We start from the raw sequence: 16,927 nt of genomic DNA on the forward strand, positions 1-16,927 counted from the left end.
ATCTTCTCCTTTTTAGTTAATTTTCATATTTAAAATTTGTTTTATTTTCTGCAAATGGGTTTTAGCCACTTCAGGGTTATTCTTTTTGGGAGATTCATCTCGTTCAAAAAATGCACTTCTCTTAGAGCAGTTTTTACAAAAATCGATAAATTGCGGTAAAGTTGGTGGTAATTCTTTATTTTTTCGACATAACTCAATCGCTAGCTCAAGGATGTTATCTGCATAGTCAAATAGTCCTTGTTGCCATTCATTTTTAACAAAAACTAAATATTCATCGCTTTTAAATTGGCTACGCCAAACCTGTCCATACATTGCTGCAAACCTCAAAAATAACCGATCAATACGCTTTCGTTGTTCCTCGATAGACGCTGAGTTCGATGATGTTGCTGTCATCGATTTCTTCTTCAAGGCCTGATTTACAGGACTCCCAGAAGCTGTCTCTAACGGGTTGTTTCTTATAATTTGTTTCATGGACTGCATTATTTGTCTCCTGACACGTATTACTTTGAATCTCATCTTCCCAACAATGTTGGGCTAACCAATTAGCAGGATATTTCCAGGCAGCAACCCATTGACCTTGGCTGTGCTGTTGCTGATAAAACTGGATTTGTTGTTGTAACGATGAATAAATTTTCGTTAATAACTCAGCAGTGAGATGGAGATCTTGAAATGCTTCCCATGCTTTTTGCTTTGCTTTTTTTAGAGGATACAAATCCCAAAATTTTTCGAATTGCGATAATAAAAAAATATAATAATTATCTTCTTTTAGAGGTGTGTCGGCTTTTGGCGATTTATCTATGTCGGCTTTTAGTGAATATGTCTCTGGAAAGCCTGTATTTATAAGACATTGTTTATTTTTAACAAGGACTAGTTGCTGTGTCGGGTTTAGGTCTAGTTTATTTTGGACAGAATAATCCCTTGTGGCTAATTCGCATTTTAAAATTAATTTTAAGCCTTCGGAATGTGGTGTAATAAGCCCTGCACGCCCTAAAGCAGATAAAGCGCGGCGTATTTGCATACGCGAATAACTCTCGCTTTTAATTCCTTGATGCGGCTCGATATATAGTTGCTCTGCGATTGATTGATAGCTGATTCCACGCTTAATACCGACCAAGCCTGTTTTGACGTCCATATATGGTCTTATCCCTCTTAGGTAAGCCAATTGCTGAAAGTGAGGTAACCCACATAAAGTAGCAAGTTCTTTATCATTAATTACAAAATCCATCATTCACTCTCAATCCGTGTATAAATTCGTTATTATTTTTTTTCTATGGTATATTTATTATTAACAACCATCGCAATCGTACGATTCGTGTAAATAATAATTTTAATTTAACACTATTTGATGCGATGTCAATATATATTTTCACAACATGGGATTAATTGGGTTGGTTAATATGAATATAAAAGAAAGAATTGGTCAAAGAATTCAAGAAGAACGAATAGCAAAGGGCTTAACAAGAAAAGCTCTGGAGGAGCTAACGGATGATCTTAAACAATCAAGAATTAGCAATTGGGAACGAGGTGATAGGACTCCAGGGCCAGAAGAAATAAAACAACTGGCCAAAGCACTGGATATTTCACCTGCTTATTTAATGTGTCTAACCGATGAGAAACGTCCACAAAAAACTCCAGGATTAGGATTGTTGATTCCAATACTTGATCATCAACAAGCCTGTGATGCTAAAGAATTTATTCAAACGATGAGGAACGAACATAATTTAGATAAAATAGACTTTATACCTATTTCTGCTGAACTTAGTACTCATATTGGAGAAAACGCATTTGCTCTAAAAATGAAAGATGAAAGCATGCACCCAGAATTGAGAGTAAATGATATTTTAATTATTGATCCTAATTCTGAGCCACACCCAGGAAGTTTAGTTGTAGCACAGCTAAACGAAGACAATGAGGTTATTGTACGAAAATACAAGCAACTAGTTTTATCAAAAGAATTTAATCCATTTGAATTACGTGCCGAAAATGATAATTGGGGGAATATAAAAATTGATAAAGTAACTGATGCTAAAATTATCGGCGTTATTGCCTGTATTGTGAGATATACTGGGAAATATTAATAGCTTAATTAATTTGATTTAGCAGTGGAATTTTAATGGATAATTCCGAGATTTTTTATAAACCACAGAAAAGCTTCTTTAACTCGATTATTCATTCGCGGAATACTACCAAGTGCAATAGGGCACGTCGCATTGACTAAGCGCATATGTGCAAAAAGCAAATAGATAGGAAGCAATTTTTCAGTAAGTTCTAATACTCTTTGTAAATCTTTATCAAATGACAGCCAGTCTAATGACTCCGTTAGCGCAGAATAACAGTCACATTTATGGTTTGATTTATTCTTATACCTCAGGGCAGTTGACGGTTAGTCCTTCATTACAATTTACTCATGTTCCTAAGGACACTGGTATCGGTCTACTGAACTCGGCATCGACTTATGGCGTTGCTTTATCAACAAAATTTGTTTTCAATACCTATTGGAGCATTGCTGGTCGCGCCTAATATATTGATACAACAGGCGGGATCAATTGGTCCTGGCAGTAATGCCTGGTAGCTAACGCTAACACCAACCTACCAACGAGGCATCTTCTTTGCACACGGTGAGGTTTCCTTTGTGGAGGCAAATAATATTACTGCGGTTCTGCCTTTGGTCAGAATGGCACGAACCACAGCAAGGACGGCTTCTTATTGAAACAGGCGTCTTGTTCTAGAGGGTTGCAAAGCACCAACTAACACCTTATACAATTCTTTTCATTGCTAGTTTGAGCTGGATATGCGAGAAAACCTATGTTAGCAAAACGAGCCATTGCTATTATGATTATAGTAAATGAAATCCACATTTTAGAAAACAATAAAACTGGCTTTGAGTGAATGGGTTCATTGGATGGGCAAATTACCTTTTGGCCTTAGTTGGAATTGTTGAGTTGGTAAGTAAGGGCTTTATTATGACTTTAGTTCCCAGAAAATCATTATTTTCGCTAGATAATTCAATGAACTCATGATTTAACCATTTGGCATCTTCCGTAAATAGACGCACACATCCATGACTTGCACGGTATCCTGGAATGTCATTGGAACCATGAAGAGCAAATCCTTTATGGAAATACATGCAATAAGGCATTTTGGCATTATCATAGGTGTTGGATCGACACTGTTCATTTTCTTTACTAAAAACACGAAATGTCCCAGTGAGTGTTCTGCACGATTTCGGGCTATCCACACATTTGTCACGACCTGAAGAGATAGGTCCCCATTTTACTAAATGCCCCTGGTGATTATACGCAGCCCAAGCCAGTTTTTCCTGATCAACAATAATTTGCTTTTCTCCGTCAGCATCAACTTTTAATTGGAATGGGGAAATATCAAAGAGGTTTAAATTCGCCAAATTAACGGGAACTGCAATTTCTTTACCAGGCCAAAGAGTATTGTAACTGCGATTCAACCGCTGAACTAAATCACGTTGTTGTGGATCTGGAAAAAGATTTTCCCAACTATGACCATGAGCTACTTTTAAGCAATCATACTGAGGGTAAATACAGAGGGTTGGCCCATAATAATCAGAACTATATACCCATGATGTTTGTAATGTCGTAAGAACTGCCAAGAATATTTTTTTCATAATTCACCCTTAGTATTTGATTGGCCATAATGAAATCATATGTATTCAAAACCCAAGTGTATGAATAATATTTATCCTCCTTGATTTAATAATAGGACATTAATTTTAGGTTGACAGATAAAATATGGATCAAAACTCTTAACGTTATTATGAAAAAGTCACTTTTAGCTTCATTGTTCGTTGGAGAAACAAATTAAAGCAAATGGAGCTGCAATGCATTGAGCAATCTAACCAAACTTGTATTATGGGATATGAATGCGGTTTTAAGGAGTGATTATTTGTTAGATTACATTAGCGATGTAATGAAACTCCAATCCGTACAAGTTGTATTAAATCGAAACGGAGCCTATCATCAATTACGCCGCCATATTTCCTTGCAAATAAAAACGCAATCTTTGCAGTTAAAACAATCCCTTATAATGATTTTTTAGAGAATTAGATAGTACCAAATTGATACACGAGCACGAGCATATTTTAGTCAACGTTTCATAGAGTATTCAGAAATAGATTTTTTCAATAAGACTCGGAAAAATAATCATGAGTCCCTTGGGCTGTGACAGCTTCCGCCTGTCGATTTAATGCATGAATATAAGCAGCAGTACGCAGGTCAACTTGATAAGCTTCCTGTAACTCAAAAACTTTGTTAAATTCTCTTGATATGATAGCCCGTAAACGTCTTTGGACCTGTGCTAAGGTCCAATAGTAACCTGATTTATTCTGAACCCATTCAAAATAACTTACCGTAACCCCGCCTGCATTAGCTAAAACGTCGGGCACGACGAGAATATTTTTTCTCTTTAAAATATCATCGGCATCTGCTGTAGTAGGTCCATTAGCAACCTCAATAATGATAGGTGCTTTTATTCTTTCCGCATTTTCTTTAGTTATTTGGTTTTCAAGTGCCGCCAAAATTAAAATATCAACTTTTAATTCTAAAAGTTCTTCATTAGTTATCTGAGTTGCTTTAACCATTTGGCAAACTGAATCTTCACAATAGACGGCTTGAACCTGTTCAAATTTGTTTTTTGCATAAATAATACTTGGAATATCAAAGCCTTGTGCCCGGTATATACCACCTCTGGAATCACTAACCGCCACAATCTTATAACCATCTCGATGTAACAATTGCGCTAACGGTTGTGCTGCATTTCCAAAACCTTGAATAGCTACGCGCATTTTTTGAGGAGGCCATTTTTTTATTTTTTCCAGTTCTTTAATACAATAATAAGCACCTAAACCTGTAGCACTTTCTCGGCCCTGGCTTCCACCCAACGGTAAAGGTTTCCCTGTAATTACAGCCGGTGTTGCTTGACGGACAATTTTAGAGTATTCATCCATCATCCATCCCATAATCATAGCGTTTGTATACATATCAGGGGCAGGAATATCTAAATCAGGTCCAATAAAATCTGCTATGGATGTAATGTAACTTCGGCTTAATCGTTCTAATTCAAGGCGTGATAATTGTTTCGGATGAACAATAACGCCACCTTTTGCACCACCAAAAGGTATACCAACTACAGCACACTTAATGGTCATCCAGAAAGCTAAAGCTTTTATTTCAGAAAGACTCACTTCTGGATGGAAGCGAATGCCCCCTTTAGTGGGGCCCCGTATAGAATTATGATGGACACGATAACCGGTAAATATTTTTAATTGTCCATCATCCATTCGTACTGGTATCGCCACCTCAAGGCATGCTTTTGCATGTTTTAACTTTTCAACTGCTTCTGGATCAAGAGAAGCGAGAGTAGAGGCATTATCGAGCCTGAGTAATGCCTCTTTATATAAATTGTCATCCATAAGAATATCCTTAAAAACATCCTCTTATCACTATACAAACATAATTATGTCCTATCTACTATAACTACTTTTTAAAATGGATCCATCTTCGTAAAAGATAAATGTTTTAAATTCGCTCATTAATGAGCGTCATACTAAGCTCCATGCGAGAAGACGTATTAAATACTATAATTTCAGCAATACCAGTTGGGCGTTTAGGCCTCCCTTACTTCAGGTTTTGTCACCGGGGCTAATCTAGATGTGAATGGCGGCCAGTACATTAAAGAGGCTTAAAAGCAATGGTTCAAACACGATGCTGAACCATTGCTTTTCAAACAAACTCGTTTCAAGGAGGAATAACTAATGCAACGATTTCATAGTATTCTATTTGTAAGCCCTGGAGTGAAGGATGAAACAGAAGCCTTACAGTTGGCACTAAAGTTAGCCTCTAATAACGAAGCACAACTGCGTATCTTCAATACGTGCCCGACTTTTCCTGACACACTGAGTGAATACAAAACTTCTGATGAAGAATCGTTAATTAACAAAATGAACAAAGCCATTCAATTGGCAAAATCAGGGGCGATGTTGAAGTGGATTATGGCGCTACACCCGATTAATTTAACTACGTGTCAGAGAATGATCAGATGACTACAGTCAGTGAGTGGTGGATGTGGTTAGGTTTTTTAGTCTTTGTGATCATGATGCTTGCTATTGATCTGTTTTTATTAAGCGGACGAAAAGCGCATCGCGTTTCAACAAAAGAAGCTCTGTCCTGGACTATTGTATGGTTCATGTTAGCACTCATTTTTAACCTGCTCTTTTGGTGGTATCTTGTATACACGTCCAACACACAAATTGCTAATGAAAAAGCACTGGAATTTCTCACAGGATATCTCATCGAGAAATCTTTATCTATCGACAATGTGTTCGTTATTCTCATGATTTTTAGTTATTTCTCCATCCCGGCAGAATATCAACGACGAGTCCTAATCTATGGAGTACTCGGTGCCATCGTTATGCGCTTAATTCTTATCTTACTAGGTATATGGATAGTGAATCAATTTCACTGGGTACTTTACCTCTTTGGCTTTTTGATGATAATTACAGGTATTAGAATGGCTTTCTTTGCCGAACATGAACCAGATCTCGCAAAAAATCCTGTTCTTCGTTGGATGCGCCAGCATCTGCGCATTACTGACGAACTGCAAGGTGAACGATTTTTTATTGTCCACAATCAATTATGGTATGTTACCCCCCTTTTCCTTGTATTGATTCTTGTCGAAGTCAGTGATCTGATTTTTGCAGTAGATAGCATTCCTGCTATTTTCGCAGTAACAAATGATCCCTTTATTATTTTTACCTCGAATATTTTCGCAATACTTGGATTACGCGCATTATATTTTTTATTGGCTAATATGCATCGTCGTTTCCATCTCCTTAAATATGGAATTGCATTAATTTTAGTCTTTGTGGGCGTCAAGATGCTCATTGCACCTTGGTTTAAAATCCCTATCTTCATTGCTTTGGGTACTGTAGTGATCACCTTAATCTTTTGCATAGCTCTAAGCCCATGTCAAGCATCGCTATTAGCAAAGAAAAAAATTTCACGTAAATAATTTTATTCGGGTAGTTAAAAAGAAAATCGATTTACTTTGCAACAGTTGATGAGATACTCACGGCATAAAAATTTTTATTAGCTGGTTGCTGGACTGCGGATGAGTAAAACAGGGATTGTTGCAATGCGTAAGGTATTTTCGGCTACACTGCCAATGAATAATCGGCTAAATCCTCGTCGGCCATGTGTTCCAAGAACAAGTAAATCTGCAGGCCAGTTTGCTGCTTCTTCAGCTATAACCTCGGCAATTCTTCCCTGAGACGATATAAGCTCTATTAGTTTGGCTTCAAATTTAATTGAGGAGTGACTGGTCATCACTTTTTTTGCTTTATCTAAAACTCGCTGTCCTTCTTCTCTATATACGGCTTTAAGAGCTCCATAATCAAAGCTCGGCCCTCCATGAAACAGGAAGTTTTCCTCAACAACATGAATAATAAGTAAATCTGCTTTCGCTTCCTTTGTTAATTTGATTGCTTCTTGTAGCGCATAATACGATGTATCACTGTCATCAAATGCGACTATAATTTTTTTATACATTTATATGCTCCTCTTATAGAACCTCAAAGCGACCCTGCGTGTGATAATTTTAGAATGAACTGTTTACAGAATGCCTCATGAAGCGTTTTAAGTGAGAATATAATAATCATACTTAAAACGGAAGCATATAGAATTATGCTGCGATTGAATAAAGTGAGTCAATTAATTTTAAGCCGACTTGTAAATCATGTTTCGAGTAATAAATTATAAAAGCAGGAAATTTTTTGAGATTAATCTGAGATCTTGTTGCAAAAGCCCTATTTTGAAAATCTAAATTGTTTTAATGATGCATCCACTATACTTTCTAAACTTGTTTGCTCTATAAATGTTTGTCGCAAAAATGACGCGTCACTTCCCTGATGGGTAATTCTATTTATATGGTCCAATGCACCCATACCGTTTAATTGTTCAGCATGTGATTGTATTAAACGTATCGTAGTCAGTATATCTTCCCGTAGCGATATTGGCGCATATGTTTTAGGGTGAATAATGGTCCCTTCCAAACCAAACCGACACGCTTGAAATCGATTATAGTTGTATACAAGATAATCATCTTCAGTTGGAAGAGGTTCTTCTCTTTCAAGTAGATAGGCGCATAATGATTGCAAATAAGAAGCTAAAGCTGCGGCTCGATTTACTGTTAAGGGAGTATCACAAACACGTAATTCAATTGTTCCGAACTCAGGTTTTGGGCGAATATCCCAATAAAAGTCTTTCATACTATGAACTATGCCAGTTCGCTCCATTTTGGCGAAATATGTATTAAATTGTTCCCAATCTAATACATAGGGTGCTCGACCGCTTAAAGGAAATGCAAAAACGAAATTTAGTCGTGCGGAGTTGAACATAGTATCCTTTCCCTGTACAAAAGGAGAAGAAGCAGATAGGGCAATAAAATGTGGAATATAGCGATTCAAACTATGAAGTAGAAAAAGAGCTTCTTTTCCGGAAGTACAGCCAATATGAATATGTAGACCAAATATAGTGAATTGCTTGGATAAGTACCCGTAAAGTTTAGATACCTCTATAAACCGTAATTTGTTAAATATTTTTCGCTCTGACCATAATTGAAATGGATGTGATCCACCACCACAGATCCCAATATTCAACTTATCTCCAGCGAATATTAAATTGTCGCGAATAGCCAACAATTGCTTTAAAAGTTGCTCATAATCACTATGAACATCAGTGGAAACTTCGATCATGCTTTCAGTTATTTCAGGCGTAAAAGCGCCTGGAAATGGATGACGTTTTAATAATTCCAGCAAATCAGGACTGGAATCCGTTAAATCATAATCACTAAGACTAACTAATTGCAATTCAAGCTCAACACCCATGGTCAAGAGCTTGGAATCATTAAATACCTCCAAAGGCATTTTATCTCTCCTTTGTTGCTGGAGTCTCTTTTGCAAAATAAAACGAATATTGAACCATAATTGGACCTATAACTTCTAAACTAATTGCAACCACTGCCAGTGGAGCTAGAGTCTCAACTAAATTGAGCCCTATATACCGAATTTGTTCTAATATTAAGATGACAAATACAGAAATTGGCGCCATTGCAACCCCTGTAAGTAGGCCCTTTTTCAAGGAGATTCCACTGTAATAAGCAAGTAAGCTAATGCCACTAATTTTTGCTAACTGCCGAACAAGAATAATAGATAATCCAAGAGCCCATCCGTTCGCCACTAGATGCCAATCGATTTGTGCTGCAATAAATACAAATAATAAAACGGTTAATAAATCGCCTAACGTACCAAATCCACGTTGAGAAGAGTTAAATACAATACGACCATGCCGAGACACAATCCCAAAGGTTAGAGTTGCTAGTACTGGGGAAAGTTTAAAATAATGTGTTATAGCTACTAATAAAATTAGTGCAATTGAAAATGCGAGTGTGTTGTCACTGCACGTATTTTTAAACGTTTTAAGAAGAGTAGGTAGAACCACTCCAAATAGGATTCCTAAGCTAGTTGAGATTAATAGAACAATTAAGCTCTGAGAAATTGCGTCCCATAAATCGCCAGAGTTTCTAAAAATGACCAAACCAATAATAACCTTAAAAAGAAATACCGCAAAAATACAATTTAATACTGACAAATGAAGAGTACGCTCTGTTACTTGTCCAGAACTATGCTGTTCATGAATTATGCGAATAATGGTTGCCGGAGAGGTAGCTGTGGATAGTGCTGCTAACAACAGACTTTTAGATTGATTTAACCCAAAGTATTTTGTTACCAGATAAACCAACACAAAAGTTAGTGCCGCTTCCGCAAAACTGGTTGCAAAAATCCATAAGTTATTAAAAAACCATCGTAAATTTATTCGATATCCAGATTCAAATAAAATCAGTCCAAAACCAATATTTGCTAAAAATAAAATGGATGAAGTTTCGCTTTTTGGTAATAATCCCATTTGAGTTGGTGCAAGAATAAAGCCAATCATTGCATAAACACTGATATGAGGTAGTTTCGCCCATCGAAATCCAATTTCTCCAAAAATCCAAGCGATAACCAAGCTAATGGGCCATGCCAAATCCGTTATAATTGTCCCAAGATGGGGCATGCTTAATCCCTATGTTAAAAGTATCAGAATAATGAGCGGTTATTCGAAAAATTCCTCTTTTCTAAATTGAGTCATACACTGGATAATCGACTCCCAATAATAATAGTAGAAATGATAGGTAAATCAAATCCCTGTGAACCGCAAATTGTACCGAATAGCAATACCGGGTACACTTAATTTTTTTAATAAATTATAAAATAAATTCATGAAAAAATCGGATTCCTTTTACAACTTAGAAACTCTTGGCGGGACTCTATTATTCATTGCTGCAGTACTTGCAATAATTGTTGCTAACTCCCCTTATCGTATGGGTTATGAACATTTTTTAAGTATTAGTGGCAATGTCTCTGTTGGAAGTCTGTCTATAAAAAAACCGCTCCTTTTGTGGATTAATGATGGATTAATGGCCATATATTTCTTATTGATTGGTCTTGAAATAAAACGGGAAATCAATCGCGGAATTTTAAGTAACAAAACAAACCTTTTAGTTCCTGCCCTTACGGCATTAAGCGGATTGATATTTCCAGCATTAATCTTTATTTTCTTTAACGCTCACAATCCAGTGTATCTTAAAGGGTGGGCAATCCCCACTGCCACTGATATTGCCTTTACTTTAGGGATTGTATCTCTTTTAGGCTCTAACGTTCCTTTTTCACTTAAAATTTTACTCACCGCAATCGCTATTTTTGATGATATTGCAGCCATTATTATTATTGCATTATTTTATACCGAGAACTTATCGTTACTCTCGCTTTCACTCGCTTTATTGTTTACTTTGATTTTGATTGGCTTAAATTATTTCAAATGTCGTCATATCTCGGTCTTCATGCTTTTTGGAGCTTCTTTGTGGATTGCGGTATTAAAATCAGGCGTTCATGCAACCCTTGCAGGGATTGTGATTGCCATGACGATTCCTGATGAGGGGAAACAATCCATGCTGTCTCGTTTGGAAGATGGATTACATCATTGGGTTGTTTTTTTAATTCTTCCTCTGTTCGCATTTGCTAATGCAGGCGTTACCTTTATAGGACTTGATGTATCGATGTTTACTCATCCTATCGTACTCGGAGTTGGATTAGGATTGTTTCTTGGCAAACAATTCGGCATTTTCATCTCTTTAGGTTATTTTGTTAAGTTCAAGCAAATTCTTAAAGCAGATAAGGTGAGCCTTACTCAAGTCTATGGCATTGCACTCATTTGTGGCGTTGGCTTTACCATGAGTCTTTTTATTGGCACGTTAGCCTACCAAAATAATGACTCAAGTTTAATGCCAATGGTTAAAATTGGGGTGGTTCTTGGTTCTTTTATATCAGGATTAGCTGGATTTTTAATGCTAAAAAGGGCATCAATCAAACGTTAGCCATAAAGTACTTTTTTATAGGGACAAACTAATTTAATAAGGAGGATAATCATGGAAAAAAAGATAGCTATTGTTACTGGTGGTACAGGCGGAATTGGCACTGCAATTTGCCAACGATTAGCAACAGACTATTGTGTCATTGCCTGCTACTTCAAAAATGGCAATCATGAAGAAGCAATTCAGTGGCAGAAAGCACAACAAAAAGCAGGGTTTGAGATTGATATACTGTATGCGGATATCGCGCAGTTTAATGATTGCGAAAAATTGGTTTCGCTCGTCATGGAGCGTTATGGACGTATTGACGTACTGGTCAACAATGCAGGGGTAACTCAGGATTCCAGTTTAAAAAAGATGTCGCTAGAGCAATGGCAATCTGTATTGGATGCGAATTTAACCAGCGTATTTAATATGACGAGAAATACCTTACCCGCAATGCTTGAAAAAGGATATGGACGGATTATCTCCATTTCCTCCATTAACGGACGTAAAGGTCAGTTTGGACAATGTAATTACGCAGCAACTAAAGCCGCTTTATTTGGCTTTACCAAAAGCCTGGCACTTGAAGTAGCGAGCAAGGGCATTACGGTGAACACCATCTCCCCTGGCTATATTGAAACGCCCATGCTGAGCACCATGCGAGAAGACGTATTAAATACTATAATTTCAGCAATACCGGTTGGGCGTTTAGGCCTCCCACAAGATGTTGCAGAAGCCGTTGCCTTTTTGGCATCTTCTGCATCAGGTTTTATTACTGGGGCCAATCTGGATGTGAATGGCGGCCAGTACATGTAAGAGGCTCAAAAGCAATGGTTCAAACACAATGCTGAATCGTTGCTTTCTCAAAAAACCGCTTCAAGGAGGAATAAGTAATGCAACGATTTCATAATATTTTATTTGTTAGTCATGGAGTGAAAGATGAAACAGAAGCCTTACAGTTGGCACTAAAATTAGCTTCTAAAAATGAAGCACAACTGCGTATCTTAATTACCTGCCCTCCTTTTCCTGACACACTGAGTGAGTATAAAGCTTCTTATGAAGAATCTCTAATTGATAAAATGAATAAAGCCATTCAATCGGCAAAATCAGGGCTTGGCTTTCCTAAAAAGAAAATCCCCATCGATATTGAAGTAGATTGTGGCACGACACCCGATATCCGAATCATTCGCCATGTTCTTAAAAATTCTCATGACCTCCTCATTAAAGCAGCTGAAACACCAGAGGGTATGAAAGGATTCAAAGCGCTGGATATGGAACTATTGCGCAAATGCCCTTGTGCCTTGTTTCTTTATCGCCCACTGAAACACACCCTACAAGACATTCGCATTGCAGTCGCAATAGATCCCAAAGATGAAGAGCCTGCCGCACAAGATTTGTCGCTTCGTTTATTGGCGCTTTCGCATTCATTGAACACCTTTTATCAGGGGAAATTAAGCATCCTTTCTTGCTGGGGGTTTGTACTGGAAAATTATTTAAGAGACAGCGTCTGGATAAAAATCTCTGAAGATGAGCTCGAGAAAATGGTCGTTGAAGAACAACATGCTCACGGATTGTTGCTACGAGATTTGATTAAGCGGTCGCAAATTTCTGGGGAGTACCATATAGAACACCCCAAAGGGCAACCAGAAGAGGTTATCCCAGAGTTCATAACTCATAAAAAAATCGACATTTTAGTAATGGGTACGGTCGCCCGCACGGGTATATCGGGATTTATTATTGGCAATACCGCAGAGAATATTTTGCAGAAAATTGATTGTTCCTTATTGGCATTAAAGCCTCTTGGGTTTGTTTCACCAGTAAAAGCGTATTAATCAGGGAAAAAAATATCATGGCAGAACAACAAGACGTCCTCTCAGAACCATGCTGGCATGAGCAATCCAAAGAAACCATTTTTGCGACATTAAATGCTACAGAACTGGGTTTAAGCGAGGAGGAGTCTCAAAGCAGATTAAAGGTTTATGGCTTCAATCGCTTACCAGAGCCCAAAAAAACCAGCACTTTTTTTCGCTTTTTACTCCAGCTTCATAACATACTTATCTATGTGTTATTAGCGGCTTCCCTAGTAACTTCTTTCTTACAACACTGGGTAGATACTGCGGTTATTTTAGCTGTTGTTATCATCAATGCCCTGATAGGATTCATCCAGGAAGGAAAAGCAGAAAAAGCACTGGATGCGATTCGAAAAATGCTTTCTCCTACTGCTACCGCAGTAAGGGATGGTGAGCGAGTACGCATTGCCGGCGAGAAGCTTGTTCCAGGCGATATTATTGTGTTGGAAGCAGGAGATAAAGTTCCTGCGGATGTACGCTTAATAAAATCTCATGGTCTTACTATTCAGGAGGCCATACTCACTGGCGAATCCGTCCCAGTTGAAAAACACATTCATCCTGTTTCAAAGAATGCTGCTTTAGGGGACCGGACGTGCATGGCTTTTAGCGGAACCCTAGTGACTAATGGCCAAGGCAAAGGGATTGTTGTAGAAACAGGCTCCACGACTCAAATTGGATGTATTAGTGGATTATTGTCACGCGTAGAATCATTAACTACGCCATTAGTCCTACAAATGGGGCTGTTTGCAAAATGGCTCACTTTATTCATTTTATTAATTGCTGCAATTCTTCTTGCTTATGGTTATTTTGTCCAGCATCATCCGTTTGGTGAATTGTTTATGGTCATGGTTGGTTTATCGGTTGCGGCTATCCCTGAAGGCCTTCCTGCAGTTCTTTCAATTACTCTAGCCATTGGCGTGCAAGCCATGGCGCGACGACACACCATTGTACGCCGACTACCTGCCATTGAAACCTTGGGCTCCGTATCGGTCATCTGTACCGATAAAACCGGTACGCTGACCCAAAATGAGATGACCGTCTCTTCGGTCTTAACCAGCAATCACTTATTTATTTTGGATGGCATCGGTTATGAACCTCAAGGAACGATTACGTTAAACGAAGAAGTGATCGATAGCAACGAGCATCCTTTGCTTAAGAAACTCGCACGTGCTGCACTGCTGTGTAATGATGCCACACTTCATGAACAAGAAGGGATTTGGACTGTAGAAGGCGATCCCATGGAGGGTGCTTTACTCGTATTTGCCGGTAAAACAGGACTGATTCTAAAAGAAGAAAACGCATCGTGGGTACGTACCGATGTGATTCCTTTCGATGCCAGACATCGTTTCATGGCCACCTTAAATCATAACCATTTAAAGCATGCAATGATCCTTGTAAAAGGCGCTCCTGAACAAGTTTTGAAGATGTGCCAAAATCAACAAACCCATTGGGGTGAAATACAGCCTTTAAATGAAATGTATTGGAAAGAGCAAATGGAGCAAATCGCGGCCCGTGGACAGCGTGTACTGGCATTTGCAATCAAAAAAACAAAGCCAGAGCATACCGTTTTGGAATTTGCGGATGTTGAGGGCAGTTTGACGTTACTTGGAATGGTTGGCTTAATTGACCCTCCAAGGCCTGAGTCGATTGCGGCAGTAGCACAATGCCATGCTGCAGGAATTGCCGTCAAAATGATTACAGGGGATCATGCCAGTACCGCGCTTGCCATTGGTCGGCAAATAGGACTTAAACATTTGGACAAGGTATTAACGGGCATTGACTTGGATAACATGAATGATGCGACACTTAGAAATGCGGTATTGGATACCGATATTTTTGCTCGCACCAGCCCTGAACATAAATTAAGACTGATCATGGCATTGCAATCGTATGGTATGACTGTAGCTATGACCGGTGATGGGGTGAATGATGCTCCAGCATTAAAACGGGCGGATGCTGGAATTGCCATGGGCAAAACAGGCAGTGAAGTTGCTAAAGAAGCCGCTGAGTTCATACTGACAGATGATAATTTTGCCTCTATTGTCGCGGCTGTTCGGGAAGGCCGTACCGTTTATGACAATCTTAAAAAAGTGATTAGCTGGACCTTGCCTACAAATGCGGGTGAGGCAATGACTATTATCCTGGCACTGCTCTTAGGCTTAAGTTTACCCGTAACACCTATTCAAATTTTATGGATTAATTTGATTACTGCGGTGACGCTTGGTCTTGCTCTAGCCTTTGAACCTACAGAAGAAGGAACGATGCATCGCCCGCCTCGCCCTCGAAGTGAACCTTTGCTCACTGGAGGTTTGGTATGGCATATTATTTTGGTTTCCGTTCTATTTATCTGTGGCGTTTTTGGCATCTATTTTTATGCACTGGATCGTGGGTATTCACTTGAGTTAGCACGTACAATCGCGTTGAACACTCTGGTTGTACTTGAAATTTTTCACTTGTTTTATATTCGTAACATTTATACCACCTCACTCACATGGAAAGGGGTACAAGGGACCAAAGTGGTATGGATGGCAGTTATCGTGATTACTGTGGCACAGTTTGCAATCACCTATTTCCCTCCTTTGCAGACACTATTTATTACTGAAGCTATCCCTTTTTGGGATGGGGTACTCATCGTTGTAACGGGTGCTGTTTTTTTTGCCGTGATTGAAATTGAAAAGCAGCTTCGCTTAAGGGTAAGCACTATAAGACACGCCAGTGCAGGAGAAAATACTCTCTATGGGGACAAGGTCCTATGATGGATTGGTCATTAATACATGCTTCCCCATTTTATGAGTTAACTTCGCTTCTCATGATGGCAACCATTGTAGGTTTTTTCTGTTTGCTGCTTCGACAGCCAATGATTGTTGGCTTTATTATAGTAGGCATCCTTGTAGGACCTGCCTTTCTTGGGATTGTCCAGTCCCATGAACACATTGAATTATTGGCTGAATTAGGAATTGCTGTATTACTTTTTCTTGTCGGCCTGAAGCTAGACCTGCATTTAATAAAGACATTAGGTCTGGTTTCTTTAGCTACAGGCCTTGGACAAGTCCTTTTTACTTCCTTGATTGGTTTTTTTATTGCCAAATTCCTCGGCATGGATTCAGTGACGGCACTTTATGTGTCGGTTGCGCTAACCTTTTCCAGTACCATCATCATTGTCAAGCTGCTTTCAGATAAACATGAGGTGGATTCGCTTCATGGCCGTATTGCAATTGGATTTCTCATTGTGCAAGACCTGGTAGTTGTTTTGGCCATGATAACCTTATCCGCTTTTGGTATTGGCAGCCAGGCAAACAGTGTTGGCTTTACAACTCATATCGCAACGATCTTTTTATACGGTATAATGCTTTTAACCTTTGTTGGTGTATTTATCCGCTACTTGGCTAATCCTTTGGTCAATCGTATCGCTCATTCGCCGGAATTATTGATTATTTTTGCCATAGCCTTTGCGGCACTCATGGCCACTTTAGGCAATTATTTTGGCTTTAGCAAAGAATTAGGAGGGCTGATTGCAGGTATCTCATTGGCCTCAACGCCAATCAGAGACACGATTGCTGCAAGACTTTCTTCTTTACGTGACTTCCTATTACTTTTTTTCT

17 protein-coding genes and 1 pseudogene are annotated in these 16,927 nt (G+C 38.6%); 11 read left to right on the forward strand and 7 right to left on the reverse strand.

Annotated elements, in window-relative coordinates:
- Positions 1-12: 12 nt before the first annotated feature.
- Positions 13-393: a hypothetical protein gene (locus tag DY223_RS18850; protein ID WP_064115044.1), complete on the reverse strand. Its 381-nt coding sequence runs from the start codon at positions 391-393 to the stop codon at positions 13-15.
- Complete coding sequence (locus tag DY223_RS18855; RefSeq protein ID WP_082642461.1) at positions 338-1,225, reverse strand: Vir protein; 888 nt, start codon at positions 1,223-1,225, stop codon at positions 338-340. Before DY223_RS18855 ends, DY223_RS18850 begins: the two co-directional genes overlap by 56 nt.
- Before the next feature lie 172 nt (positions 1,226-1,397).
- Between DY223_RS18855 and DY223_RS18860 the strand changes: the two genes are divergently transcribed.
- Both DY223_RS18860 and DY223_RS18865 read left to right on the forward strand, forming a co-directional pair.
- Positions 1,398-2,078 carry a LexA family protein gene (locus DY223_RS18860; RefSeq protein WP_058459464.1) on the forward strand — a complete coding sequence of 227 codons (681 nt, stop codon included), beginning with the start codon at positions 1,398-1,400 and terminating at the stop codon, positions 2,076-2,078.
- 217 nt (positions 2,079-2,295) lie between these two features.
- Entirely contained in the window at positions 2,296-2,520 is a 225-nt protein-coding gene (locus DY223_RS18865) for an outer membrane beta-barrel protein (protein WP_115684407.1), read from the forward strand.
- A 391-nt stretch (positions 2,521-2,911) separates the two neighbouring features.
- On the opposite strand, the gene DY223_RS18870 is transcribed toward DY223_RS18865, so the two are convergent.
- Positions 2,912-3,637 (reverse strand): L,D-transpeptidase, encoded by a 726-nt coding sequence (locus DY223_RS18870; protein ID WP_058459465.1) that lies wholly within the window; start codon positions 3,635-3,637, stop codon positions 2,912-2,914.
- 218 nt (positions 3,638-3,855) lie between these two features.
- Between DY223_RS18870 and DY223_RS18875 the strand changes: the two genes are divergently transcribed.
- Positions 3,856-4,068 carry a Tn3 family transposase gene (locus DY223_RS18875; protein ID WP_058459466.1) on the forward strand — a complete coding sequence of 71 codons (213 nt, stop codon included), beginning with the start codon at positions 3,856-3,858 and terminating at the stop codon, positions 4,066-4,068.
- A gap of 82 nt (positions 4,069-4,150) precedes the next feature.
- Here DY223_RS18875 and DY223_RS18880 read toward each other — a convergent pair whose 3' ends face one another.
- Positions 4,151-5,440: a Glu/Leu/Phe/Val family dehydrogenase gene (locus tag DY223_RS18880; RefSeq protein ID WP_058459467.1), complete on the reverse strand. Its 1,290-nt coding sequence runs from the start codon at positions 5,438-5,440 to the stop codon at positions 4,151-4,153.
- A gap of 131 nt (positions 5,441-5,571) precedes the next feature.
- On the opposite strand from DY223_RS18880, the pseudogene DY223_RS19855 reads away from it, so the two are divergent.
- The 3 genes and pseudogenes from DY223_RS19855 to DY223_RS18890 form a co-directional block, all read left to right on the forward strand.
- A pseudogene (locus tag DY223_RS19855) lies at positions 5,572-5,713 on the forward strand (acetoacetyl-CoA reductase); the annotation flags it as partial.
- A gap of 69 nt (positions 5,714-5,782) precedes the next feature.
- Positions 5,783-6,070, forward strand: coding sequence for a hypothetical protein (locus DY223_RS18885; RefSeq protein ID WP_058459468.1), 288 nt, complete (start codon positions 5,783-5,785; stop codon positions 6,068-6,070).
- Complete coding sequence (locus DY223_RS18890; protein WP_058459469.1) at positions 6,067-7,038, forward strand: TerC family protein; 972 nt, start codon at positions 6,067-6,069, stop codon at positions 7,036-7,038. Before DY223_RS18885 ends, DY223_RS18890 begins: the two co-directional genes overlap by 4 nt.
- 77 nt (positions 7,039-7,115) lie before the next feature.
- Here DY223_RS18890 and DY223_RS18895 read toward each other — a convergent pair whose 3' ends face one another.
- The 3 genes from DY223_RS18895 to DY223_RS18905 form a co-directional block, all read right to left on the reverse strand.
- Positions 7,116-7,574, reverse strand: coding sequence for a universal stress protein (locus tag DY223_RS18895; protein WP_058459470.1), 459 nt, complete (start codon positions 7,572-7,574; stop codon positions 7,116-7,118).
- 257 nt (positions 7,575-7,831) lie between these two features.
- Positions 7,832-8,950, reverse strand: coding sequence for a YbdK family carboxylate-amine ligase (locus DY223_RS18900; protein ID WP_058459471.1), 1,119 nt, complete (start codon positions 8,948-8,950; stop codon positions 7,832-7,834).
- 1 nt (position 8,951) lies between these two features.
- Complete coding sequence (locus DY223_RS18905) at positions 8,952-10,139, reverse strand: cation:proton antiporter (RefSeq protein WP_058459472.1); 1,188 nt, start codon at positions 10,137-10,139, stop codon at positions 8,952-8,954.
- Between the two features lie 205 nt (positions 10,140-10,344).
- Here DY223_RS18905 and nhaA point away from each other — a divergent pair, with 205 nt between their 5' ends.
- From nhaA to DY223_RS18930, 5 genes are all read left to right on the forward strand, one after another.
- Positions 10,345-11,499, forward strand: coding sequence for a Na+/H+ antiporter NhaA (gene nhaA / locus DY223_RS18910; RefSeq protein ID WP_058459473.1), 1,155 nt, complete (start codon positions 10,345-10,347; stop codon positions 11,497-11,499).
- Between the two features lie 51 nt (positions 11,500-11,550).
- On the forward strand, positions 11,551-12,291 hold the full coding sequence (phbB, locus tag DY223_RS18915) for an acetoacetyl-CoA reductase (protein WP_058459474.1): 741 nt from the start codon (positions 11,551-11,553) through the stop codon (positions 12,289-12,291).
- Between the two features lie 77 nt (positions 12,292-12,368).
- Positions 12,369-13,307 carry a universal stress protein gene (locus DY223_RS18920; RefSeq protein WP_058459475.1) on the forward strand — a complete coding sequence of 313 codons (939 nt, stop codon included), beginning with the start codon at positions 12,369-12,371 and terminating at the stop codon, positions 13,305-13,307.
- Positions 13,308-13,324: 17 nt separating this feature from the next.
- Positions 13,325-16,081, forward strand: coding sequence for a cation-transporting P-type ATPase (locus tag DY223_RS18925; RefSeq protein WP_058459476.1), 2,757 nt, complete (start codon positions 13,325-13,327; stop codon positions 16,079-16,081).
- Positions 16,078-16,927 (forward strand): cation:proton antiporter domain-containing protein (locus tag DY223_RS18930; protein WP_174223940.1); only part of this gene is annotated, 850 nt, incomplete at its 3' end. The genes DY223_RS18925 and DY223_RS18930, both read left to right, overlap by 4 nt.

Source organism: Legionella bozemanae (genome assembly GCF_900450575.1).
In the GTDB taxonomy this organism is placed as follows: domain Bacteria; phylum Pseudomonadota; class Gammaproteobacteria; order Legionellales; family Legionellaceae; genus Legionella; species Legionella bozemanae.